General features: G+C 36.4%; 25 protein-coding genes. 19 read left to right on the top strand and 6 right to left on the bottom strand.

Translation table 11 applies throughout. From position 1 onward, the window contains the following. Window positions 1-181: 181 nt before the first annotated feature. The 3 genes from BLR27_RS11650 to BLR27_RS11640 form a co-directional block, all read right to left on the bottom strand. The gene (locus BLR27_RS11650) at window positions 182-433 is read right to left on the bottom strand and encodes a hypothetical protein (protein ID WP_090705077.1); all 252 of its coding nucleotides are present in this window, start codon (window positions 431-433) and stop codon (window positions 182-184) included. A 16-nt stretch (window positions 434-449) separates the two neighbouring features. Continuing rightward, window positions 450-1154 carry a DUF3291 domain-containing protein gene (locus BLR27_RS11645; protein WP_176767685.1) on the bottom strand — a complete coding sequence of 235 codons (705 nt, stop codon included), beginning with the start codon at window positions 1152-1154 and terminating at the stop codon, window positions 450-452. A gap of 130 nt (window positions 1155-1284) precedes the next feature. Further along, entirely contained in the window at window positions 1285-1749 is a 465-nt protein-coding gene (locus tag BLR27_RS11640; RefSeq protein WP_090705075.1) for a hypothetical protein, read from the bottom strand. A gap of 192 nt (window positions 1750-1941) precedes the next feature. On the opposite strand from BLR27_RS11640, the gene BLR27_RS11635 reads away from it, so the two are divergent. From BLR27_RS11635 to BLR27_RS11615, 5 genes are all read left to right on the top strand, one after another. Further along, window positions 1942-2421, top strand: coding sequence for a GAF domain-containing protein (locus tag BLR27_RS11635; RefSeq protein WP_090705074.1), 480 nt, complete (start codon window positions 1942-1944; stop codon window positions 2419-2421). Further along, window positions 2418-3026: a DNA-3-methyladenine glycosylase gene (locus BLR27_RS11630; protein WP_245704497.1), complete on the top strand. Its 609-nt coding sequence runs from the start codon at window positions 2418-2420 to the stop codon at window positions 3024-3026. The genes BLR27_RS11635 and BLR27_RS11630 overlap by 4 nt, the downstream gene beginning before the upstream one ends. 105 nt (window positions 3027-3131) lie before the next feature. Continuing rightward, window positions 3132-3863: a hypothetical protein gene (locus BLR27_RS11625; protein WP_143007737.1), complete on the top strand. Its 732-nt coding sequence runs from the start codon at window positions 3132-3134 to the stop codon at window positions 3861-3863. Window positions 3864-3870: 7 nt separating this feature from the next. Then, on the top strand, window positions 3871-4773 hold the full coding sequence (locus tag BLR27_RS11620) for a histone deacetylase family protein (protein WP_090705069.1): 903 nt from the start codon (window positions 3871-3873) through the stop codon (window positions 4771-4773). Window positions 4774-4841: 68 nt separating this feature from the next. Continuing rightward, on the top strand, window positions 4842-5033 hold the full coding sequence (locus BLR27_RS11615) for a hypothetical protein (RefSeq protein ID WP_090705067.1): 192 nt from the start codon (window positions 4842-4844) through the stop codon (window positions 5031-5033). Here the strand turns inward: BLR27_RS11615 and BLR27_RS11610 are convergent. From BLR27_RS11610 to BLR27_RS11600, 3 genes are read right to left on the bottom strand one after another with little or no spacing between them, the layout of a single operon-like run. Then, window positions 4999-6366, bottom strand: a complete 1368-nt coding sequence (locus BLR27_RS11610) for an MATE family efflux transporter (RefSeq protein WP_090705066.1) — start codon at window positions 6364-6366, stop codon at window positions 4999-5001. The genes BLR27_RS11615 and BLR27_RS11610 overlap by 35 nt on opposite strands. Before the next feature lie 53 nt (window positions 6367-6419). Continuing rightward, window positions 6420-7049 (bottom strand): RNA-binding domain-containing protein, encoded by a 630-nt coding sequence (locus BLR27_RS11605; protein ID WP_317040475.1) that lies wholly within the window; start codon window positions 7047-7049, stop codon window positions 6420-6422. Window positions 7050-7055: 6 nt separating this feature from the next. Continuing rightward, the gene (locus BLR27_RS11600; protein ID WP_090705064.1) at window positions 7056-7541 is read right to left on the bottom strand and encodes a DUF4442 domain-containing protein; all 486 of its coding nucleotides are present in this window, start codon (window positions 7539-7541) and stop codon (window positions 7056-7058) included. A 129-nt stretch (window positions 7542-7670) separates the two neighbouring features. On the opposite strand from BLR27_RS11600, the gene BLR27_RS11595 reads away from it, so the two are divergent. The 14 genes from BLR27_RS11595 to BLR27_RS11530 all read left to right on the top strand — a co-directional run bounded on the left by BLR27_RS11595 (window position 7671) and on the right by BLR27_RS11530 (window position 22537). Then, window positions 7671-8900, top strand: a complete 1230-nt coding sequence (locus BLR27_RS11595) for an MFS transporter (protein WP_090705063.1) — start codon at window positions 7671-7673, stop codon at window positions 8898-8900. 65 nt (window positions 8901-8965) lie between these two features. Further along, a complete protein-coding gene (gene hemF / locus BLR27_RS11590; protein WP_090705061.1) occupies window positions 8966-9883 on the top strand; it encodes an oxygen-dependent coproporphyrinogen oxidase in 918 nt (305 codons plus the stop codon). Between the two features lie 42 nt (window positions 9884-9925). Then, complete coding sequence (locus BLR27_RS11585) at window positions 9926-10327, top strand: hypothetical protein (protein WP_090705060.1); 402 nt, start codon at window positions 9926-9928, stop codon at window positions 10325-10327. A gap of 143 nt (window positions 10328-10470) precedes the next feature. After that, window positions 10471-11382 (top strand): MerR family transcriptional regulator, encoded by a 912-nt coding sequence (locus BLR27_RS11580; protein ID WP_090705059.1) that lies wholly within the window; start codon window positions 10471-10473, stop codon window positions 11380-11382. After that, the gene (locus BLR27_RS11575; protein WP_090705057.1) at window positions 11382-12854 is read left to right on the top strand and encodes a phytoene desaturase family protein; all 1473 of its coding nucleotides are present in this window, start codon (window positions 11382-11384) and stop codon (window positions 12852-12854) included. Before BLR27_RS11580 ends, BLR27_RS11575 begins: the two co-directional genes overlap by 1 nt. A 4-nt stretch (window positions 12855-12858) precedes the next feature. After that, on the top strand, window positions 12859-13695 hold the full coding sequence (locus tag BLR27_RS11570) for a phytoene/squalene synthase family protein (protein ID WP_090705056.1): 837 nt from the start codon (window positions 12859-12861) through the stop codon (window positions 13693-13695). Continuing rightward, window positions 13692-14162 (top strand): hypothetical protein, encoded by a 471-nt coding sequence (locus BLR27_RS11565; protein WP_090705054.1) that lies wholly within the window; start codon window positions 13692-13694, stop codon window positions 14160-14162. The genes BLR27_RS11570 and BLR27_RS11565 overlap by 4 nt, the downstream gene beginning before the upstream one ends. 1 nt (window position 14163) lies before the next feature. Beyond that, on the top strand, window positions 14164-14706 hold the full coding sequence (idi, locus tag BLR27_RS11560; RefSeq protein ID WP_090705053.1) for an isopentenyl-diphosphate Delta-isomerase: 543 nt from the start codon (window positions 14164-14166) through the stop codon (window positions 14704-14706). Window positions 14707-14710: 4 nt separating this feature from the next. Continuing rightward, window positions 14711-15178 (top strand): SRPBCC family protein, encoded by a 468-nt coding sequence (locus BLR27_RS11555; RefSeq protein WP_090705051.1) that lies wholly within the window; start codon window positions 14711-14713, stop codon window positions 15176-15178. A 34-nt stretch (window positions 15179-15212) separates the two neighbouring features. Then, a complete protein-coding gene (locus tag BLR27_RS11550; protein ID WP_245704496.1) occupies window positions 15213-16160 on the top strand; it encodes a TIGR01777 family oxidoreductase in 948 nt (315 codons plus the stop codon). Between the two features lie 23 nt (window positions 16161-16183). Beyond that, window positions 16184-17485 carry a cryptochrome/photolyase family protein gene (locus BLR27_RS11545; RefSeq protein ID WP_090705049.1) on the top strand — a complete coding sequence of 434 codons (1302 nt, stop codon included), beginning with the start codon at window positions 16184-16186 and terminating at the stop codon, window positions 17483-17485. Window positions 17486-17693: 208 nt separating this feature from the next. Further along, window positions 17694-20240, top strand: coding sequence for a DNA gyrase subunit A (gene gyrA, locus BLR27_RS11540; protein ID WP_090705047.1), 2547 nt, complete (start codon window positions 17694-17696; stop codon window positions 20238-20240). 5 nt (window positions 20241-20245) lie between these two features. Next, window positions 20246-21352 carry a tetratricopeptide repeat protein gene (locus tag BLR27_RS11535; RefSeq protein WP_090705046.1) on the top strand — a complete coding sequence of 369 codons (1107 nt, stop codon included), beginning with the start codon at window positions 20246-20248 and terminating at the stop codon, window positions 21350-21352. A gap of 6 nt (window positions 21353-21358) precedes the next feature. After that, window positions 21359-22537, top strand: coding sequence for a tetratricopeptide repeat protein (locus BLR27_RS11530; protein ID WP_090705044.1), 1179 nt, complete (start codon window positions 21359-21361; stop codon window positions 22535-22537). Window positions 22538-22655 lie beyond the last annotated feature (118 nt).

Here is a 22655-nt window from a genome sequence, read left to right as displayed (position 1 = left end):
ATAATAGGAGGCAATATTATATTTTGCCATGCAACATAATAAATTAATTATCAGTACTTTACTTTGTTTTATATAAAGCTAAATATAATATATCGCGTAAAAAATTTGGTTAAAATAGGCTATTTTGCAGAATTTAATTCTGTTTGTTGAATTTAAATACTGTAAATCAACTACTTATGATTTAAAAACTATCGTATTCTTTATATGCCTCATTGAAATCACTCCTCATTTGATTAAATCGTTCAGCTGCAGTTTTTATAAAATTATCGTTTAAGATCTTAAATACTCCATCCACCCCCTCAGGTACATCAAGCTCTGATATTTTATAGATCTGCTCAAAAACTCCCTTCTCCAGTTTTATGATATACTTCTGGTTCATTGAAAATATGCTGATCTTACAATCAGGATGTGGTAGCTCTGCAATGACTCTCATTTGTGGTTCTTGTTTTTTAAATGTCTTTAATTTCTACTAATGGATCAATACCATTCAGAGTTCCTGTTCCTGATATTATTTTAAATCTGGCAAAAAGCTCTTCACTATACCAGTCTTCTTTTCTTGTTTTTTTGATCACCTCTGCATGGTCTTTAGAGCCATAAGCAAAGGCTTTCATGTTTTCCATGTTATCCCAAACAGAAATGGTCGCCTGTCTGAAAAAAGGAGCCTCGCCAATACCAACTGAAGTTAGGTATCCCTTTGCCTTAGTCATGATCTGTGCAACCGGATCAACATGTGTCCAGAATCTCTTTAATTTACTCAATCTTATGGTCGCCCTTGTTAAAACTACAACAGGTCCTGTATGATCTTTATCATATTCGTTCATCTTAAATGGTTCTTTACCATCCCATTTTCCATGACTTGCTAAAGGGACACTTAACAATGTCCATTTTTCTGTAGTGAACGTTTTCCACCACCAGGAAATAAAAGAACCTTCATTGAAATTATTAAAATCCTCTTCTGAATCCCATACAGCCATTAGAGCCCATTGCTGCCAGTCGGGTTGCAGGTCAAATGTTCCGTTTCTGCCACATCCCATTAGTTTCCAGAACCTGCACTTATTGTTCATAACCAGTGGAATGCGGTGAACAGCCATCGCCATTAATGCGAAGGGTATGTATAATCGCCGGTACCTGACAATGCTTAATGAAACGATCATAGAGGATCTTAATGATTTATAATACAGGCCTCAAAGTTAATTTATCCGAATGTATTCTTCAGGACAATTTATAAAAGAAAAGTCCTCCCGGTTTGGGGAAGACTTTTCTTTTATAAGAACAGCTTACTAATTAGTCGCGGTCATTGTTCCGGTTTCCGCGGCCTTTAGTATTCTCGTACCTGACATCGTCACTGTTATCCCGGTTTCTGTCCTCATAACGATCATCATTTCGGTTGCGTTCATAGTATCGGGAATCATATCTGTTATCAGATTTCTTTCTCTGTCCGGGAGGCATACCATGGGGATGCTTATTTCTGTTCTGATAATTCTGACCTATATATACTTTTACCCGCTCATTTCTCATTTCATAATGCCCGGGTACTCTGCGGCCTCCTACACCAAATATGCCTCCGGTCCGGTATTCCGGTATCCATACCCTTCTTTCCCGCATTTCATAACGGTATTCACCTCGATCGTCTCTGTAAACATTATTATCATTTGATCCCCAAACAGTTTGTTCCTGTCTATACTGTGCTTGTGAATAGGTCGTCCCCAATGCTGCAAAGAGGGCTACCAGGATGATTGCTTTTTTCATAGATTTTTGTTTTTCCTTTTTATTTTGTCATTAATAAATTATTAATATAATATTTTACAAAACAGATAAAATTTAGTTTTTAATTTTAATATCTAAATTTATTTCAATACAAAAATTGGCATCCAAGATGAATTTAACATGAAGATTGATTTTAATTATAATATTAAATTTTAATTCAATTAATTTTACCGGATGGCAGAAGACTTAAAAATTTTATCAGGAGATAAGTCTGATCAGTACAGGTCCTTACTCCCTCAAATTTCCGCATTGCTTGAAGGAGAAAATGATGAAACAGCAAATATGGGCAATGTTTGTGCCGCTTTAAAAGAACAATTTGACTTTTTCTGGGTTGGATTTTACATGGTCAAAGGAAATGAACTGGTTCTGGGACCCTTTCAGGGACCGGTAGCTTGTACCAGAATACAAAAAGGAAAAGGTGTATGCGGCTCAGCATGGGAACAGGCAATAACACTTGTTGTTCCGGATGTAGATGCTTTTCCGGGTCATATTGCCTGTAGTTCTGCATCGAGATCTGAAATTGTAATTCCTATTATCAGGAATGGCCTTGTTATCGGTGTTCTTGATGTGGATAGTTCTGAACTGAATAGTTTTGATGAGTCAGATGCAGTTAATTTGTCAGCGATTCTTGAACTTATACCATTTAGATCTTGAATAAAAAGCTTACCATAGATTTCTATCAACGTGATGATGTAATAACAATCGCTACTGAACTATTAGGAAAAGATCTATATTCAATGATAGATGGTCAGCTTTGCGGTGGAAAGATCATAGAAACTGAAGCTTATTGCGGTCCGGAGGATAGAGGTTCTCATGCCTACAATGATCGTAAAACTCCCCGAAATGAAATGATGTATAGGTCCGGCGGATTGGTCTATATGTACATTTGTTACGGCATACACGATATGCTGAATATTGTAACAGGTGAAGAAGGAAGTTCTCATGCAATTCTTATCAGAGCAATTGAACCTCATACCGGTCTAGATGTCATGAGGGCAAGAAGAAATATTTTTAATAAAGATCAGCGCTTATGTCAGGGCCCTGGTGCTTTAACTAAAGCTTTAGGTTTAAATAAGACTCATAATGGCTTTGATCTTCAAGGTGATATTATATGGCTATCTGATTGTGAAAATTCATTTCGTAATGACCAGATTATTGCTTCAGCGAGAATAGGTATGAATTTTGAAGGTCCATACAAACTCATGCCTTGGCGCTTCTATATAAAAGGAAATCCCTACGTAAGCCGCCCTCATTTGTGATCATTCAATTATATTGTGTAAATTATGAAGATGACACCAAAAATTTTAGCTGTACTGAATTTTATAGCCTTTGCCTTTCATTTGACTTTTTCATATCTCGTCCAATTGAAATATTTTTCAATTTTGGATGTAGGTCAGGTTTCTGCCAGATATGATACTGTTTTTGCTCCTGCAGGTATCACATTTGCCATCTGGGGCCTTATTTATTTAGCCTTATTTGCTTTCTGTATTTTTCATCTATATGCAGCTTTTGCAAAGGCAGATATTCAACATACTAATCTGGATACCAAAAATATAGGCTGGTTATTTATTGTTAACAATATTGCTACAGGCATTTGGTTACTGGCATGGGTTAATGAGCAACTGCTTACATCCGTAATTTTGATCCTGATTCAGTTGGTCACACTTATTATTATTAGTGTGAGGGCTCATATATCTAATCCGGACCGACCAATTTCAACTAAAATATTCACTCAGTTTCCCCTGAGTATTTATTTCGCCTGGATATGTATTGCCACTATTGCCAATATAAGTGCTTATCTGAAGTCGCTTAACTGGTCTGGTGCTGGTATCTCTGATAATTTCTGGGTAATCATTATGATCGGTGCAGCGACTTTGATCTCCCTTTTCGTTATTTTGGTCAGAAGAAATATTCCATTTGGATTTGTGGTGATTTGGGCATTGTATGGAATTATACTGAAACGTCAGCAGGTTAACCCGACTGATTTTGAGAATGTTATCAATGCTGCGTATGCCGCATTTGTAGTCATCCTTCTCGCTTTGATCATTCGTTTCTTTAGTGGAGCTAAATCGGGAAAAGAACTTATAAACCCTTAATTTTCAGGTGCTTTATATTGCTTTTGATCCAATATATATTCATCCACTTCCCGAAGGGCATCGTTTTCCGATGCTAAAATATGAGCTCATTCCTGAACAACTCATTTATGAAGGCCTGATCACTGAAAAGAATCTTTTTTCACCAGGGGAGCTGCCTGAAGAAATTATCTTATTAAGTCATGTAAAGGCATATTGGGAACGATTACGGGATCTTCAGTTAAGTCCTGCAGAGATCAGGCGGTCTGGGTTTCCATTATCTGCAGGACTTATAGAGCGTGAGAAAAGAATTGCTCAGGGCACAATCAATTGTTGTCTGCATGCTCTTAGTCATGGAATCGCATTTAATGTTGCCGGTGGAACCCATCATGCAGGGTCAAACTGGGCCGAAGGTTTTTGTCTTTTAAATGATCAGGCAATTGCAGCTAATTATCTGCTTTCAAAGGATTTATCAAAAAGGATATTAATTATAGATCTTGATGTTCACCAGGGAAATGGAACTGCAGAAATATTCAATAATGAAGATAGGGTATTTACCTTTTCCATGCATGCGGAAAAGAATTTTCCATTTCGGAAAGAGCATTCAGATCTGGATATAGGACTGCCAGACGGTACTTCTGATAATGAATATCTTAAAATTTTGTCGGATCAATTAAGTATTCTGTTTGCACAGCATAAGCCGGATTTTGTTTTTTATCTGGCAGGGGTGGATATACTTTCTACTGATAAGATCGGTAAACTGAATATTTCGACAAAGGCTTGTAAAGAAAGGGATGAAATGGTGCTTGGAATCTGCAAAAAATTGAACCTGCCTGTTCAGGTTAGTATGGGCGGAGGTTACTCAACCAAAGTATCGGATATCGTTGATGCTCACTGTAATACCTTCCGGATCGCGCATGATCTTTATTTTTAAATTGACCCTAAATGCTGATTTTTTACGTAAAATGCTGATTTTCAATAAATTTAGTGTAAATTTGCAATATGGAAAAGCAACATTTTACGCGTTACAGATTTATTGATACACGGACAGGTGATTTGATCAGATACATGAACATCAATGACCGTCTGGAGGATCATACAGACAGATTGAAGAAAATGCAGTCACAGATCTATAATGAGATCAAAATTCCAGTTTCTGCTATTCTTTACGAGTTAGCCGAACCAGCTTCTTAGAAAAGAAATGGAATCTGGTAAAGAGTAGTCCTGCAGATACAAGTAATCCCAGGGTTAATCCATACCAGATGCCATTTGCTCCCCATCCCATATAAATTCCCAGAAAGTAACCTACAGGCATTCCAATTATCCAATAAGCCACAAAGGTGATCAAGGTTGGAATATTTACGTCTCCTAAACCTCTAAGGATCCCTAATCCAACAACCTGAGTTCCGTCAAATAATTGAAAGAAACCTGCAATTATAAGAAGCTGAGCAGCAATTGATATTACTGCTTTATCTGAAGTATATATCCAGGGTAAATATTGATTCAGTCCTGCAAATAAGAGTGCTGTAATTGCCATAAATACCAATACAATATGGTAGCTCGAAATGGCTGAAAGCCGGAGGTTCAGAAAATCTTCCTTTCCAAAATTGTTACCTGTTTTTATTGTTGCAGCCGCTGAAACTCCACTTGCCATCATATAAGTCATGGATGCCAGATTAATAGCCACCTGATGTGCTGCCTGTTCTACAGCTCCAATCGTTCCGATTAAGACAGCTGCACCACTGAAAGCACTAACCTCAAAGGTATACTGCATCGCTACAGGCGTACCAATCTTCAGAATTTTCAAGGAACGTATTTTACTGATCGATCTGACAGCAAATGATTTTAAATAAATCCTAAAGTTTTTAGATCTGATCACATACATGGCCATTACAACTGCCATTATTGATCTGTCGATCAGGGTACTCCATCCAACACCGTTTATTCCCATTGGTTCGATTCCGAACAGACCTTTAACAAATATGATCCCAAGGCATATATTGAGTGCATTTCCCCATAATGAGATCATCATGGCTTGTTTAGTGAATCCTAAGCCCTCTGCAAATTGCTTAAAGGTCATAAATATCATTAAAGGCACAATAGAAAAACCAAGTAAACCTAAATATGGTTTTGCCTGTGCAACTACCTCAGGGGCTTGTCCCATTCTATCTATGACCAAAAGGGAACCATAATAGATAAGTAAAAAAAGGATTATACCGGTTATTGCATTGATCAGTAAGCTATTGGCTAATAACCTGCCACATTCCTTATAATTTTTCCTTCCGCTTTCTTGTGCTATGAGAGGAGTTAAACCGTAGGAAAGTCCCATTCCGATTACAAGGATCACAATAAATATACTATTCACCAGAGAGACTGCGGCTAATGGGATAGTTCCTGCAAAATGCCCCACAATAACACTATCTGCCGTATGAACAAGAGTATGACCCAGTTGTGAAATTACAACAGGTATAGCCAGGGTCAAATTGGTTTGATAGTGTGGTTTATATTTATTATAGATGCGCTTCACGCTAATTTTAGTGAAAAATGTTCTGCAAAGGATGTAATTAAATTGGATATATATCAGGAAGCGGTATAATATTCTTCCCTTTCAGTGGTATGAAGCCTGATGACTCCGGATAGTACCAGGTTTACCAGAATACGGTGCGTACTCCTTCTTGAAAGTTTTAACATAAGGCTGTATTCTCTGGAGGTGATACGTTCATTCTTATCCAGGTATTCCAGCAGGGCTTTTTCCCTGGCTGAGTACTCTAAAAAGACACCATGTTCATTATTTTCCCTTTTAAGAACATCTACAACGATCTTACTTGCAAGAACACTTTTATCATTGACACGTATATAAACCCACCATTTTTTATCTTCACCCAAAGCATAATGTGGTTTTATTTCACTTTTTTTTATTTCAGCAACCAGAACAACCTTATCATCAATATAAACTTCTTCGAATACAGGATCCAGTGCTGGTTTACAATAAAGATGAGCTGCTCGGGTGATCATGTATTTCTCCTCATCTTCTGATTTAAGTCCGCTTATTGTACCATCATCAGCAATGCCAATTAATAATCGCCCTCCTCTATTGTTAGCAAAAGAGACCATTGTTCTGGCGATCTTTTCACAGCTGGTTATCCTTTTTTTGAAATCCAGAGTAACCCCTTCACCTTCCAGAATTAGCTTCCTGATATTCATTTTCATTAATCTTTAATAAGCAATGGTATGTTCTTCGCCTTTAAATAGGTTACGTATATATACCTCATTGATTACCGTGGCACAAAGTACACCTTCAGAGTTGAACATATTTATTGGATAAGCTTTGATAAATTTTCCAACAGTTCTTAAGGCAGTTTCTGCCTCCAGAATTTCTTCTTCGGTGAGTGTTATGCTAAAGACTAAACTTGTCCTTCCTGGTTTTAAATAATTTATGCTTGCACTTTTAAGCCAAACACGGCATTTTATACCTTTCCTTTGTAATATCTGATCGAAAAGCAATGCATAGAATGGATCTGAGCCACTAAATATGGTCCCCCCGAATATAGAGCTGTTATAATTGATGTTTAGAAAGCTCTTGAAAATTTTCACATGAACCCCTGAGAAACCCTTGTCAAACTTTTTTACCCAAATCCTTTGAAAAAACAGGGGAGGATAAAATCGCATTCCCCACTTTAGCATATTCTCTGATACAACCATCTCTGTAAATATCAGGAAAATGCCTTGATTTTTAAAATTATCATTTATTGATTAGGCTCGCATTAGCTTACAAAGCTTATGTTTTTGTTTTTCAATTTTGTTTGTAGATTGTACACTCAAATAATTGATATGGATCAGATTGCCGCTAATAAAAAAAATGTAAAATTAATTATCATCGTTGCCGCTTTAGGCTATTTTGTAGATATCTACGATCTGATTCTCTTTTCAGTAATTCGTATAAAAAGTTTGAAAGGATTAGGGGTTCCGGACAGTGATCTCCTAGATGTAGGAACCATGCTGATAAATAGTCAGATGTTTGGAATGCTCCTCGGTGGCATTTTATGGGGCGTATTAGGTGATAAGAAAGGTCGTATAAGTGTACTTTTTGGTTCCATATTACTCTACTCCATTGCAAATCTTGCCAATGGTTTCGTAACCTCTGTGCCTGCATACGCAGCTATCCGTTTTATTGCAGGAATAGGACTTGCAGGAGAACTTGGCGCTGGTATAACACTGGTTACTGAAACTATGAGTAAAGAAAATCGTGGTTATGGGACAATGATCGTTGCCGGAGTCGGATTAATGGGAGCCGTGGCAGCGGCTATTATCGGCGAGAATTTTACCTGGGAAACATCTTATATAATAGGCGGAGTGATGGGACTGCTTCTTTTGGGAATGCGAGTAGGTTTGGTTGAATCAGGGATGTTTAAAAACCAGAAGAGCGATGGAGTGAGTCGTGGTAATATATTTATGTTGTTTTCGGATGGTAAAAGATTCAGAAAATATTTAAGCTGTATTCTAATTGGCATTCCATTATGGTTTGTTGTTGGGGTATTGGTTACATTTTCACCTGAATTCGGAAAAGAGTTAAATGCAGTAGATCCCCTTTCTGCTGGTACAGGTATTATGTACTGTTATATTGGTATTGCTATTGGTGATATTGTAGCTGGTTTTATGAGTCAGATGTGGCGTTCCAGGAAAAAGGTTATGTTAATTTTCCTGCTTCTAACCGGTGTAAGTATTGTAGTTTATCTGAATGCTGAAGGCATGACCTCACAGCAATTTATATGGCTTACTTTATTCCTGGGATTCTCTTCAGGATACTGGGCAACTTTCGTTACCATTGCTTCAGAACAGTTTGGAACCAATTTGAGAGCAACAGTTACTACAACCGTTCCTAACTTTGTGAGGGGATCTTTAGTATTGGCTACTCTATCATTCACAACTTTGAAAGGAAGTCTGGGGATTATCAATAGTGCTTTAGTTGTTGGGTTTGTTTCCTTGATCATCGCACTTATTGCCTTATATCAACTAAAGGAAACATTTGGCAAGGATCTTGACTATCTTGAAATAAGCTGAGCAGATTAAATGGGCATTTTGAGAATTGCTTTCGTGTTATTGGTTAAAAACCTCATTTTTGAGACATGATTACGAAGGAGCAGATAGCTGAACAATATCAGCAGATTCAGGATGAAATATGTGCCGGTTTGGAGTTGGCAGATGGCAGCGGGAAATTTCAGGAAGAAATTTGGGATAGAGATGGCGGCGGAGGCGGTCGAACACGTATCATCCAAAATGGAAATGTTCTGGAAAAGGGAGGTGTGAATTTTTCAGCTGTTTATGGAAAACTTCCTGAAAGCATCAAAAAGGCATTTGGAGTTAGTGAAGATGATTTTTTTGCTACAGGGGTTTCAATTGTGATTCATCCGAGTAATCCCTGGATCCCTATTATTCACATGAATATCAGGTATTTTGAAATGACCGGAGAAGCTGGAAAGGAGATGCGTTGGTTCGGTGGTGGCATAGACCTTACTCCCCATTATGTTATAGAAGATGATGCCCGTTTTTTTCATGGATCTCTTCAGGCAACCTGTGATAAATTTCATTCAGATTTCTATTCTAAATTTAAAAAATGGGCAGATGACTATTTTTTTATAAAACATCGTCAGGAAACCAGAGGGATAGGTGGTATATTCTATGATCGGTTAAGTCCTCAGACAACAGGCCTCGAATGGTCGGATATTTTTGAATTTTCAAAGGCAGTGGGGAGAACATTCGTACCTGTTTACACCGAATTGATCAATAGAAATAAGGATAAATCATTTACTGAGGAGCAAAAGCTATGGCAATATCAACGTCGAAGCCGTTATGTTGAGTTTAATCTTGTTTATGATGCAGGAACTAAATTCGGACTCGAGACCAATGGACGGATCGAATCAATCCTGATGAGTTTACCGCCACAGGCAAATTGGGTGTATAATTTTAATGCAAATCCGGGTTCAGAGGAAGAAAAAACACTTGGACTCTTAAAAAAAGGAATTAACTGGACTCAGACTATATAATTGTGAAACCTGCATGAGCCTTTAAAATACAATCAAATTCTTATGAAAAATCTACTTACAGTACCTTCATTCTTATTTTGTCTGATCTTTATATCATCCTGTACCACAAGCCCAATCAAAGGTACCTGGCAATATGATGGTGGTTTATATAATGGAAGAGAGCAGAAGGCTTCTCCAGACTTTCAGATGCAAAGAACCTATACTGGAAACACATTTGAGGCCTTTATGATCGAAGGCTCAGTTCAGCCTGAATTGTATAGTTCAGGAATCTATGAAATAAAGGGAGATACGCTTTTGATTACAAGTAAATTCAGCAGCAGGCCTTCTCAAAACACAGATGTCATGATAACTTACAAGTTTGCAATTGATAAGGATAAGCTAACGATTAATGGTGTACTGCCTAATGGTATGATCGTTGAGGAATATTGGAAAAGAGTTAAATAACCATTCTTTATATCAGGACTAATTAAGTTGTTTAATTTATTTTGTTTGAAAAATTGATTTCTAATTCTTGTTCAATTCACACCTAACTGTAAAAATAGTTAATAAAATAGTTTTGTTTAAATTTTTTGTCATAAATTTAAACAATGAATTTATTTTCTATATCTCAGCTGTCCCAATTCTCAGGGATCAAACCTCATACTATAAGAGTATGGGAGCAAAGATATAATGCATTAAAGCCAAATCGTTCTGATGGTAATACCAGATATTATGACGATTATCAATTAAGGCGATTGCTGAATATTGTAAGTTTAATGGATAATGGCCATAAGGTTTCTACCCTGTGTTCAATGACTGACGATGATTTATTCTTTCTTGTATCTAATTCAAACACACCCAGGATCAGCGAATCTACAGAATATTATATTTCTCAGTTAATTGCCGCAGGTATCAGTTATGACGCCGGTTATTTTGAAATTATATTTTCTGATTGCTTTTTAAAATTCGGCATGAAAGATGCTTATATGAAGGTAATTTATCCGATGATGGAGCGTATAGGACTCATGTGGGCTACCAATAGTTTACCTACTGCACATGAACATTTTATAAGTAATATTGTTCGGCAGAAGCTTTTGGCTGTTTTGGACTCAATAGTAGCGCCTGATCCTGCATCTGAAAGCTGGTTATTATTTTTACCTGAAAATGAGTTCCATGAAATAGGATTACTTTATGCTCATTTGATTATTCGTCTTTCGGGTAAAAAAGTGATCTATTTGGGTAGTAATCTTCCTGTCGAATCAGTTATTTCTGCAATTCATGATATAAAGCCTGAAAACCTTTTATTGTTTTTAGTTCATTACGACCTGCCGGAACAAATACAGAAAAGTTTAGATAAGTTTTATGAATCCTTTAACGGTAATAAAATTTATCTGGCAGGAAATGACAAATTAATAAGTCAGCTAAATTTAAATAGGAATACAGAATACCTCCATTCAATTGAAAGCCTTGAGGAAGTTCTAAATTCAGGTGCGAAATTAAAAACAAACACTACAATATAATGTCGAAAGTAATTGTCATTGGTTCAGGATTTTCAGGATTGAGCGCAGCTGCATACCTGTCAGCTGCCGGGCATGAAGTTCATGTTTTTGAAAAAAATGATACAGCCGGTGGAAGAGCCAGACAATTAAAAGAAAATAATTATGTATTTGATATGGGGCCAAGCTGGTATTGGATGCCTGATGTTTTTGAAAAGTTCTTTTTTGATTTTGGTTATAAGGTGTCTGATTTTTACAAATTAAAATTATTAAATCCCTCATTTGACGTTGTTTTTCCAGAAGCTGAAACGATGAGTGTTCCGGAAAAATATTCTGACCTGGCCAGAATGTTTGAATCGATCGAAAAGGGGAGTGCGGCTCAGCTTGAAAAATTCATGGAAGAGGCCCGGTTTAAATATGAGACCGGCATGGGTAGCCTGGTATATAAACCCGGTTTATCTTTATTGGAATTTGCAGATTTAGATCTGATCAAAGGAACATTTCGTTTGCAGGTATTTAGTTCATTCCGTAAACATGTCAGAAAATTTTTCACCAATCCCAAATTGATCTCTCTTATGGAGTTTCCGGTTTTGTTTCTTGGTGCAATGCCTCAGGATACACCGGCACTATATAGCCTGATGAACTATGCCGGTCTTATGCTTGGTACATGGTATCCTGAAGGTGGTTTCGGGGAAGTTATCAAGGCTATGTTGGAGGTAGCAAAAAGAAATGGAGCTAAGTTTCATTTTAATGCAGCTGTAGATCAAATCGTAGTGCAGGGCAACAAAACAACTAGTATTATGGTTAATGGAGACAAAATAGATTGTGATGCTATTATTGCTTCTGCTGATTACCATCATATAGAGAGCAAATTACTTCCAGAGTCCCATCGTAACTACAAAGAGAGTTATTGGGATAAAAAAACATTTGCTCCTTCATCCCTGATATTTTATGTCGGATTAAATACCAGGATCAAATACCTTCAGCATCATACCCTCTTTTTTGATGAAGACCTGGAGTTACACTCAATAGAGATCTATAAAAACCCAAAATGGCCAAGTAAGCCTTTGTTTTATGTTTGCTGCCCATCACAGTCCGATGATACTGTGGCACCTGAAGGCCATGAAAATCTATTTTTCCTGATGCCATTAGCACCTGGTTTGGAGGATACTGAAGAACTAAGGGAGAAATATTTTAAAATCATGGTCGATCGTCTCGGTAAACATATTCACGTAGATATAAGTGATCATATTGACTATAAGAAATCTTATTGTGTCAAGGATTTTGTGAGAGATTATAATTCATTTAAAGGGAATGCCTACGGACTTGCTAACACCCTGATGCAAACAGCTAACCTTAAACCTAGTATTAGAAATAAGAAAATTAAAAATATGTTTTATACAGGCCAGCTGACCGTGCCTGGTCCGGGGGTTCCTCCTGCAATTATTTCAGGAAAAGTGGCAGCTGGACAATTATTGAAATATTTAAAACTTTAGAGAAATGAAATTACTATATGATAATCTTTCGGTAGAAGTTAGTAAAATGACCACCCGTGCTTATAGTACTAGTTTCTCAATGGGTATATATTTTTTAAATAATCGCCTTAGAAATGCTGTTTATTCCATTTATGGCTTTGTACGGCTTGCGGATGAAATTGTGGATAGTTTTGAGGGCTTCGATAAGAAATATTTACTTTCAAAATTTAAGGAAGAGACATTTTCTGCAATAGACAGTCGTATTTCTCTTAATCCTATATTAAATTCATTTCAGCAAGCAGTCCATCAATACAAAATCAGTACAGAATTGGTTGAAACATTCATGCTAAGCATGGAAATGGATCTTGAAAAGGTAGAATATACTCCTGAAAAGTATGAACAATACATACTAGGTTCGGCTGAAGTAGTGGGACTTATGTGTTTACACGTATTTACAGAAGGTAACTTAACTGAATTTCAGAAATTGAAGCCCTATGCAATGAAATTAGGAGCGGCTTTTCAAAAAGTAAACTTTCTTAGAGACTTGAAAGATGATTATAACCTATTAGGAAGAAGTTATTTTCCAAATGTTGATATATCTGAATTTAATTGTGAAGTAAAGGCTGAAATTGAAAATGAAATTGAAAATGATTTTAAAATAGCTTTAAAAGGAATAAAAATGCTTCCCTCATCATCAAAGGGAGGAGTTTACCTGGCCTATGTTTATTATAAATCGCTTTTCGATAAAATAAAAAAACTTCCTGCTAAACGTGTACTCACGGAAAGGGTAAGAATAAATAACGGAAAAAAATTCGGTCTCATGATCAATTGCCTGGTGCAAAATAAAATGAATTGGGTATGAAAAATAGTTTATTGATCATACTTCTTTTTTGCAGCTCTATTGTGACTGCCAGGGTACCTGCAATAAAAGATGTTAGAATAATGCTTCACAATGCAACAACTAATGAGGAAACATGTAATAAACTGATTAGTTTGCTTGTTCCATTTAATGAAAATAATAATCCATTGTTGTTTGGATACAGAGGAGGAGCTACCATGCTGATGGCTAAGCATGCCTTTAACCCTTTTACTAAGTTGTCCTATTTTAAGAAAGGCCGAATTATGCTTGAAAGAGCAATTAAGGCCGAACGAAATAATGTTGAACTCCGTTTTCTCAGATACACCATTCAAACAAATGTTCCTGGTTTTCTTAATTACAATAGTGATAAAAATATAGACAGAGCTTTCTTATCTCAATCTGTTTCAAAATTAAAGGATCAGGAATTACAGAAAATAATTAACGCATACCTGTTAAAGCATTCAAAATAGAATGAAAAAGGATATTATAGACGGGCAAAATGAATTACTTATTCTGGTTGATGAACAGGATAATGAAATAGGAGTCAAGGATAAGTTATCTGTGCATCTTGATGGCCTGCTTCATAGAGCGTTCTCTATATTTATTTTTAACTCGCATTCAGAGCTGCTTCTTCAGCAAAGAGCTAATGCAAAATACCATTCTCCAGGACAATGGACGAATACCTGTTGCAGTCATCCCCGACCTGAAGAAAGCAACATAGAAGCCTGTAATCGCAGATTATTAGAAGAAATGGGTATGAAAGCCGACCTTCAGTTCAGCTTTAGTTTCCTATATAAATTTGAATTTTCAAACGGTTTAATAGAACATGAGTATGATCATGTTTATATTGGTTATACTGACCAAATGCCCGAAATTAACTTGAATGAGGTACAGGACTGGAAGTATATTAGTATTTCTGATCTTGAAACAGAAATAGGTTTGAATCCGGAATTGTACACACCATGGCTAAAGATTTGCATGGCTGAATTAAAAGAAAATTTATCATCTAAATAAAACAATGATCTATCAATATAATACAGAACATCTATTGCCAATTAGTATTGAACAGGCATGGGATTTCTTTTCATCAGCTAAGAATCTTTCAAAAATCACTCCCCCGGAAATGAGTTTTAAAATATTAACGGATCTTAGTGATCAGGAGGTTTATGAAGGTATGCTGATTGATTATACTGTCAGACCGGTTCTTGGAATTCCATTGCCCTGGCAAACGGAAATATTTAAAGTAAATAAACCTTATTTTTTTTCGGATAGACAACTAAAGGGACCTTATAAGATTTGGGAACATACACATTCCTTTGTACAAATGGAAAATGGAGTTCTTGTGAAGGATGAGGTTAAGTATGAGCTTCCACTGGGAGTTCTGGGTGACATTGCCCATTCTGTTTTTGTTAAAAAGAAGGTAGAAAGTATTTTTAAATTCAGAGAGCTGGCTTTAAACAGACTTTTTCCTCTGGCAGGAATATAAATCTATCTTTGAAAGACAAATAGATACCATATAAATGCTTACATCAAAATACATGAATACCTCCGATCAAAACCTAAAGAAAAACATTCTGATAACCGGAGCCAGCGGCCTAATTGGTACAAAACTGATCAGAAATCTTCAGGAAAAGGGACATGTTGTTTCGGTACTTTCCAGAAACCCGGGTAAACTGAATGGGGTTAAGGCATTTCAATGGAATGTAGAAGAGCAAATTATCGATAAGGAAGCATTAAATGGGGTAGATACTATCATACATTTAGCAGGAGCGGGGATTGCAGATAAAAGATGGACTAAAACTCGTAAGCAGCTAATAATTGATAGCAGGGTTTTATCTACTAAATTATTATATAAGGCAATTGAGGAGACTCAAGCCCAGGTAAAAACAATTATATCTGCTTCAGCAGTAGGATTTTATGGTGATCGTGCGGATGAGATATTAAACGAAAATAGTTCTAACGGGACTGGTTTTCTTGCTGATTGCTGTCAACAATGGGAGAATGCGGTTGAAGAGGGTCTGAAATTTGGTGCCAGATTGGTTAAACTCAGAATTGGCTTAGTTCTGTCAAAGCAGGGTGGAGCATTAACTAAGCTTGAAACTCCTGTAAGTCTGTTTTTGGGAGCTCCCCTTGGATCTGGAAAACAATGGATGCCATGGATACATGTTACTGACCTGCTGGCAATATTTGAAAAAGCCATTGAAAATCCTGAATACAGCGGAACTTACAATGCCTGCAGTCCGATTCCAGTAACAAATTTTGAATTCACAAAGATACTTGCAAAAACACTTTTTCGCCCGGTTTGGCCTATTAAGGTTCCAGAATTTGTTTTAAAAGCAGTATTGGGTGAAATGAGTGCAGTTATTCTTACCAGTAATCGTACATCATCACAAAAGCTCATAGATACAGGCTTTAAATTCCGGTATGCTGGTCTAGATAAGGCTCTTAAAGAGATCTACTCGCATTAATTCTACATTTATTTTAGCAGTTAATGAAAAAAGAAGTTAGCATTTGCTGGTTAAGGCGAGATTTAAGATTAAATGATAATAATGCTTTATTCAAAGCATTAACAGGTCAATATCCTGTTTTACCAATCTTTATCTTTGACCCTGATATACTCGACAAACTTTCAGATAAACAGGACAAAAGAGTTACTTTCATTCACCGAACCCTGGAGCAATTAAATGAAATCCTGAAACAAAATGGATCTGCACTTTATGTATTGCATGAAGGTGTGGAAAAGGCCTTTCAAAGGCTAACTGATGAGTATATTGTGAAGGAGGTTTATGCAAATCATGATTATGAACCTTATGCCATTAGCCGGGATCTAAAGATCAAAGGTCTTTTAGATTCTAAAGGTATTCCTTTTAAGACATTCAAGGATCAGGTGATCTTTGAGAAGTCGGATGTGATGAAATCGGATGGCACACCCTATACTATTTTTACTCCCTATTCCAGAAAATGGAAAGAAAAGTTTTCTCAGGGAATTCTTACAAATTTTCCATCTGAAGAGCATTTTTCGGCCCTTTTAAGATCCCGCGAATTTGCCATACCTTCATTAAAAGAACTGGGATTCGAAAATACAGCGCAGGATTTTCCAGAACTTAATATAACAGAAGAAAGGATCAGGAATTATCAGGATACCCGTAATATCCCATCTGAGGAAGGAACTTCGCAGGTAAGTGTTCAATTACGTTTCGGCACTTTAAGTGTCCGGGATCTTGTTAAACTGGCTGTAGAATGGAATGAACAGTGGTTGAATGAATTGATCTGGCGCGAGTTTTTTATGATGATCCTGTATCATTTTCCAAATGTTGTGTCTGAAAGCTTCAAAAAGAAATACGATAAGATACAGTGGAGGAATAACGAAAGGGAATTTGAGCTATGGTGTAAAGGTGAAACAGGATACCCAATCGTTGATGCCGGTATGCGCCAGTTAAATGAAACCGGATTAATGCATAATCGCGTAAGGATGATCACCGCAGGATTTCTATGTAAACATCTTTTAATTGATTGGCGTTGGGGCGAGGCCTATTTTGCCCAAAAATTACTTGACTATGAACTCTCTTCCAATAACGGAAACTGGCAGTGGGCAGCCGGAAGCGGTTGTGATTCAGCGCCTTATTTTAGAATATTTAATCCAACAGCCCAAACCCTTAAATTTGATCCTAAACTGAAATATATTAAAACCTGGATCAAAGATTTCAGAGTAGATTATTTGTATCCTGTTGTTGATCATGAGTTTGCGAGAAAAAGGGCTTTGGAGGTTTATAAAAAGGCTGTTAACGATTAAATTTTTGATAATTAATTCCATTCCCGAAATTGTTTTTTTGATTGATTAGCTCTGGTTTAAAGGCATTTTTTGCAAGTGATTATTTTTCCAAAGAACCCATTTAAACCGTGAAAATTATTAACTTCGCAAACAATAAAAGCGATTTAATTTTTACAAGTATTTTGACTTGTTCAAAAATTTAATTTATTAATCAGAACTGAAGTATAACATGGCTGAAGATACAGAAAACGATAATTTAGTACCACAGAACGATAGGATAATTCCAATAAATATAGAAGAGGAAATGAAATCTGCTTACATCGATTACTCGATGTCTGTGATTGTTTCCCGTGCTCTTCCTGATGTACGTGATGGTCTTAAGCCTGTACACAGGAGAGTACTATATGGTATGCTGGATCTTGGTGTGACCAGTACCAAACCTCATAAAAAATCTGCTCGTATTGTCGGTGATGTATTAGGTAAGTACCATCCCCATGGTGATTCTTCGGTTTATTTTGCCATGGTTCGTATGGCTCAGGACTGGAGTTTACGATATCCTATGGTTGATGGACAGGGAAACTTTGGTTCTATTGATGGTGATTCACCTGCAGCAATGCGTTATACAGAGGCTCGATTGAAAAAGATCGCCGAAGAAATGCTTGCTGATATTAATAAAGAAACTGTTGATTTTCAGTTAAACTTTGATGATACGCTGGAAGAACCAACAGTATTACCATCCAGAATTCCGAATTTACTTGTAAACGGAGCTTCCGGAATTGCAGTAGGTATGGCAACTAATATGCCTCCACATAATTTGACGGAAGTTGTTAATGCAACAATAGCTTATATTGAGAACAACGAAGTAACAATAGCTGACCTGATGCATTATGTTAAAGCTCCTGATTTTCCAACCGGAGGTATTATCTATGGATATACAGGTGTTCAGGAAGCATTTGAAACAGGCAGAGGCAGAATTGTAATGCGTGCCAAAGCTGAGATCGAATTACACAAAGGAGATCGTGAACGTATCATTGTTAATGAGATTCCGTATCAGGTGAATAAGGCTAATATGATCGAGCAAACAGCTGGTCTTGTTAACGATAAAAAAATTGAAGGAATCAGTGAGATAAGAGATGAGTCTGACAGGGATGGTATGCGTATCGTTTACGAAATTAAACGTGATGCAAATGCCTCAGTAGTATTAAACAATCTTTTTAAATATACTGCCCTTCAAACCTCATTCAGTGTAAATAATATTGCTCTGGTTAACGGTCGCCCGATGATGTTGAATCTGAAGGACCTGATCAGACACTTTGTAGATCATCGCCACGAAGTAGTTATACGCAGAACGAAATTTGATCTTGCAGAAGCTGAAAAAAGAGCGCATATCCTTGAAGGTTTATTAATTGCTCTCGATCATCTTGATGAGGTTATTAAATTAATTCGTGCCTCTAACAGTCCGGATGATGCCCGTATTGGATTGATAGAAAGTTTCAGCCTTTCTGACATCCAGGCAAGAGCAATTCTGGATATGACCTTGCGCCGTTTAACCGGACTTGAGCGTGATAAGATCAAGGAAGAGTATGCAGAGTTAATGAAGACAATAGATTATTTGAATTCAATCCTGGGTGACGAAGTTCTGCGTATGCAGATAATCAAAGATGAACTTACAGAAATAAGGGATCGGTTTGGAGATGAACGCCGTACTTCTATTACCCATTCAGCGGAAGATATGCGGATGGAGGATTTCATTGTTGATGAAGAAGTAGTAATTACCATTTCTCATGAAGGCTACATAAAACGTACTCCATTAACAGAATACCGTAAGCAGGGCAGAGGTGGAAAAGGTTCTATGGGTTCTCAGTCAAGGGATAAAGACTTTATTGAGCATATGCTCATTGCCACTAATCATAATTATATGCTCTTCTTTACTGAAACAGGAAAATGTTTCTGGTTAAGAGTGTTCGAAATTCCGGAAGGAACCAGAACCAGTAAGGGGCGTGCAATACAAAATGTGATCAATATCCCTAAAGAAGAAAATATTAAGGCTTATATTAAAGTTGTTAACCTGAAAGATCAGGAATACCTGGAGAATAACTTTATAATCATGTGTACCAAGAAAGGTACTATTAAAAAGACTTCTCTTGAAGCTTATTCCCGTCCGAGAGCAAATGGTATCAATGCCATAAATATTAATGAAGGTGATCAGTTATTAGAAGCTTGTATGACCAATGGTCAGAGTGAAATAGTGATGGCTTTAAGATCAGGAAGGGCTATTCGCTTTAATGAGTCTACAGTAAGGCCAATGGGACGGACAGCTACTGGTGTTCGTGGAGTGACATTAGCCAATGATAAAGATGAAGTAGTTGGAATGATCGCTATCAATAATCCGGATGTTACCGTTCTGGTAGTATCAGAAAATGGTTATGGTAAGCGTACTGATATTGAAGATTACCGTGTAACAAACAGGGGAGGTAAAGGTGTTAAAACCATTAATGTAACTGATAAAACCGGTGAACTTGTTGCGATTAAAGATGTAACTGATAATGATGATCTTATGATCATTAATAAATCAGGTATTGTGATCCGGATAGGAGTGGGAGATCTTCGTGTAATGGGAAGGGCAACTCAGGGTGTAAGACTGATTACTTTAAAAGGTGATGATTCTATTGCATCTATTGCTAAAGTTGAGCATGAAGAGGAAGAAGAGGAAATATCAGAAGAAGGTGCTGCAGAAGGCACTGAAACAGAGGATCAGACTCCGGAAACTGAATAATTTTTATGAATAAGGTATTCATATTACTCTTTTGTGGTTTTTTTCTGACCCTTGCTTCGGCAGGGGCTCAGACTCTTATTACTAAAGAGGCCATGAATAGTTTTGCTCAATATTCATCAAGCAAGGATATTAAAAAGCTTGAAAATGCACGAAAACTTATTGATAATGGTTATAAAACCAGGTCAGATTCAAGTGCATTTAGAAATAATCTGATCAGAAGTCTGGTTTACTCTACACTTGCAAGAGTAGATTCAAACCTTAAATATTCCTACAAGAAGGATCCGGTGGATGAGGTTTTATTTTCAATGAAATACGTTTATGGATCTAAATTTGAAAAGGACTCCCGGGATCGTATCACCTATATTGAAGCTCAACTAAAACAAACTTATTTATACCGCGCCAATAATTCTTTCAAAAACCGGAAATACACAGATGCTTTAAAGTATTTCAGTATTCTGGATTCTATTGATAAGACAAATATTTCTATAACGCATAACCTTGCTCTTCTTTGCCAGGAATTGGGTTATTATCAGCGATCTCTCGGTTATTATGAAAAATTAATTACAAACAGACCAAGGCCAGAGTATTTTATGGTTGCTGCTAATTTGTATGAATCATTGAATGATGAAAATAATACGATTCGTGTTTTAACTGCAGGAAGCAATGCTTTCCCAACTAACAGAGACCTTTTATTTAAACTTTTAAATATTCTGCTGAACAGGAATGAGTATACTGAAATAATAAAATTTACAAGTCAGGCGCTTAAATTAGACGAGAATAATATTAATTTGAATTATTTGGCAGGGTTTTCTCATGAGATGTCTGGTAACATTCCAAAAGCAGAAGAATATTATAAAGCTATTATTAATATTAATCCTAACAATTATGAAGCAAATTATGCGTTAGGATTACTTTATTTAAATTTATACCTGAAAGATAAGAAGCAAAATGGAGTAATGTATGTTGCGAAATATTATTTGACCAAAGCAAATGAAATTGATCCATATGAAATAAAATCGCTGACTTCTTTATCAATACTTTACAAGCATACAGGAGATATTACTGAATTACAAAAAATCAATAACAGAATAAACCAACTCAAATTAAATTAGAATATCATGAAAATTAAATCTTTCATTTTAGCAGCTGTGTTCTCAGCATCTTCCTTATTAGCTTTTGCTCAAAAGGGGGAAGTAGTAAGCGCTAAAAGTAATTATGAAAAATATCTGGGATTAAAGGATGCTAACTCACTTCTCTTAGCGATCCCCAATCTAAAATTGGCAAAAACTTCCATAGATAAGGCAGTTGTACATGCAAAAACAATGGAGGATCCTGGAGCCTGGACCTATAAGGCTCTTATTTACGGTGAAATGGCATTATTGGATACAGTTCCAGCTACTTCAAAGCCATTGATCGAAGAAGCAAAGGCAGCTCATAAAAAGGCTATTGAGTTAGATAAAGCAGGTGAAAACAAGGCTAATCTTGACAATGCGAATGGTACCATATTTAGCCAATATGAACTAAACCAGGGTGTTAAGGCATATCAATCCAATAATTATGCAGATGCTTATTTAGCATTCAACAATGCATTAGCTTTTCGTCCTGGTGATACTACCATTACTTATTATGCTGGTCTGTCTGCAATTAATGCAAAGAATTATAAAGCAGGAATTCAAAATTATGAGAATTTGATAAAAACTAATTTTTCTGCTAATAGTCAGATCTATCTTGATCTTTCCAGATTATATACAATGGAAGGTGATACTGCAAAAGCAATTAGCATAGCATCTGAAGGAGCTGCAAAGTTTAATGATAGTCAATTAGCTACTCAGGAAATTGAGCTTAGCTTAATGTCAGGAAAACAAAAAGAAGTTATTACTAAAATTACGGAACAGGCTAAAAAGAATCCTACAAATAAACTTTATCCATATTATTTAGGGATTGCTTATAGTACAATAGGAGATAATTTAAAAGCAGAAGAATCATATCTGCAAGCTATTCAGGTAGATCCTAATTTTGCTGATGCTTATATTAATGTTGGTGGAGTATTGCTAAACAAGGGTATTAATCTTTTTAATGATGCCAATAAACTTCCGCAAAATCAACAGAAAGAGTATGAAGATATGACTAAACGGGCTGGTTTAGAATTTGATAAAGCATTGCCATATTTAGAAAAGGCTGCTCTATTAGATCCAAAGTCACGTATTGCATTGGATAATTTAAAGACTTACTATATAATTAAAAAGAACCAAGCCAAGGTTGATGAGATAACAGCCAAGATTGAAGCTTTACCATAGTTTTAATTCAGTTTAATTTAAAAGAGGCTGTCTCGAAACACAATTCGAGATGGCCTTTTTTATTTAATAAATATATTAATCTCTTTGCTGAGTTTTCCGTTTCTGGCGGACAATTGAA

The organism is Daejeonella rubra (assembly GCF_900103545.1).
Classification (GTDB): Bacteria; Bacteroidota; Bacteroidia; order Sphingobacteriales; family Sphingobacteriaceae; genus Daejeonella; species Daejeonella rubra.
Note: the sequence above shows the minus strand (reverse complement) of the source record. Positions and strands in the feature narration are given on the sequence as shown.

Bases quoted from the DNA above. Each gene is read 5' to 3' on its own strand.
- BLR27_RS11650 (WP_090705077.1), bottom strand. From the start codon at position 433: ATGAGAGTCATTGCAGAGCTACCACATCCTGATTGTAAGATCAGCATA.
- BLR27_RS11645 (WP_176767685.1), bottom strand. From the start codon at position 1,154: ATGATCGTTTCATTAAGCATTGTCAGGTACCGGCGATTATACATACCC.
- BLR27_RS11640 (WP_090705075.1), bottom strand. From the start codon at position 1,749: ATGAAAAAAGCAATCATCCTGGTAGCCCTCTTTGCAGCATTGGGGACG.
- BLR27_RS11635 (WP_090705074.1), top strand. From the start codon at position 1,942: ATGGCAGAAGACTTAAAAATTTTATCAGGAGATAAGTCTGATCAGTAC.
- BLR27_RS11615 (WP_090705067.1), top strand. From the start codon at position 4,842: ATGGAAAAGCAACATTTTACGCGTTACAGATTTATTGATACACGGACA.
- BLR27_RS11605 (WP_317040475.1), bottom strand. From the start codon at position 7,049: ATGAAAATGAATATCAGGAAGCTAATTCTGGAAGGTGAAGGGGTTACT.
- BLR27_RS11600 (WP_090705064.1), bottom strand. From the start codon at position 7,541: ATGGTTGTATCAGAGAATATGCTAAAGTGGGGAATGCGATTTTATCCT.
- BLR27_RS11595 (WP_090705063.1), top strand. From the start codon at position 7,671: ATGGATCAGATTGCCGCTAATAAAAAAAATGTAAAATTAATTATCATC.
- hemF (WP_090705061.1), top strand. From the start codon at position 8,966: ATGATTACGAAGGAGCAGATAGCTGAACAATATCAGCAGATTCAGGAT.
- BLR27_RS11585 (WP_090705060.1), top strand. From the start codon at position 9,926: ATGAAAAATCTACTTACAGTACCTTCATTCTTATTTTGTCTGATCTTT.
- BLR27_RS11580 (WP_090705059.1), top strand. From the start codon at position 10,471: ATGAATTTATTTTCTATATCTCAGCTGTCCCAATTCTCAGGGATCAAA.
- BLR27_RS11575 (WP_090705057.1), top strand. From the start codon at position 11,382: ATGTCGAAAGTAATTGTCATTGGTTCAGGATTTTCAGGATTGAGCGCA.
- BLR27_RS11570 (WP_090705056.1), top strand. From the start codon at position 12,859: ATGAAATTACTATATGATAATCTTTCGGTAGAAGTTAGTAAAATGACC.
- BLR27_RS11565 (WP_090705054.1), top strand. From the start codon at position 13,692: ATGAAAAATAGTTTATTGATCATACTTCTTTTTTGCAGCTCTATTGTG.
- idi (WP_090705053.1), top strand. From the start codon at position 14,164: ATGAAAAAGGATATTATAGACGGGCAAAATGAATTACTTATTCTGGTT.
- BLR27_RS11555 (WP_090705051.1), top strand. From the start codon at position 14,711: ATGATCTATCAATATAATACAGAACATCTATTGCCAATTAGTATTGAA.
- BLR27_RS11550 (WP_245704496.1), top strand. From the start codon at position 15,213: ATGCTTACATCAAAATACATGAATACCTCCGATCAAAACCTAAAGAAA.
- BLR27_RS11545 (WP_090705049.1), top strand. From the start codon at position 16,184: ATGAAAAAAGAAGTTAGCATTTGCTGGTTAAGGCGAGATTTAAGATTA.
- gyrA (WP_090705047.1), top strand. From the start codon at position 17,694: ATGGCTGAAGATACAGAAAACGATAATTTAGTACCACAGAACGATAGG.
- BLR27_RS11535 (WP_090705046.1), top strand. From the start codon at position 20,246: ATGAATAAGGTATTCATATTACTCTTTTGTGGTTTTTTTCTGACCCTT.
- BLR27_RS11530 (WP_090705044.1), top strand. From the start codon at position 21,359: ATGAAAATTAAATCTTTCATTTTAGCAGCTGTGTTCTCAGCATCTTCC.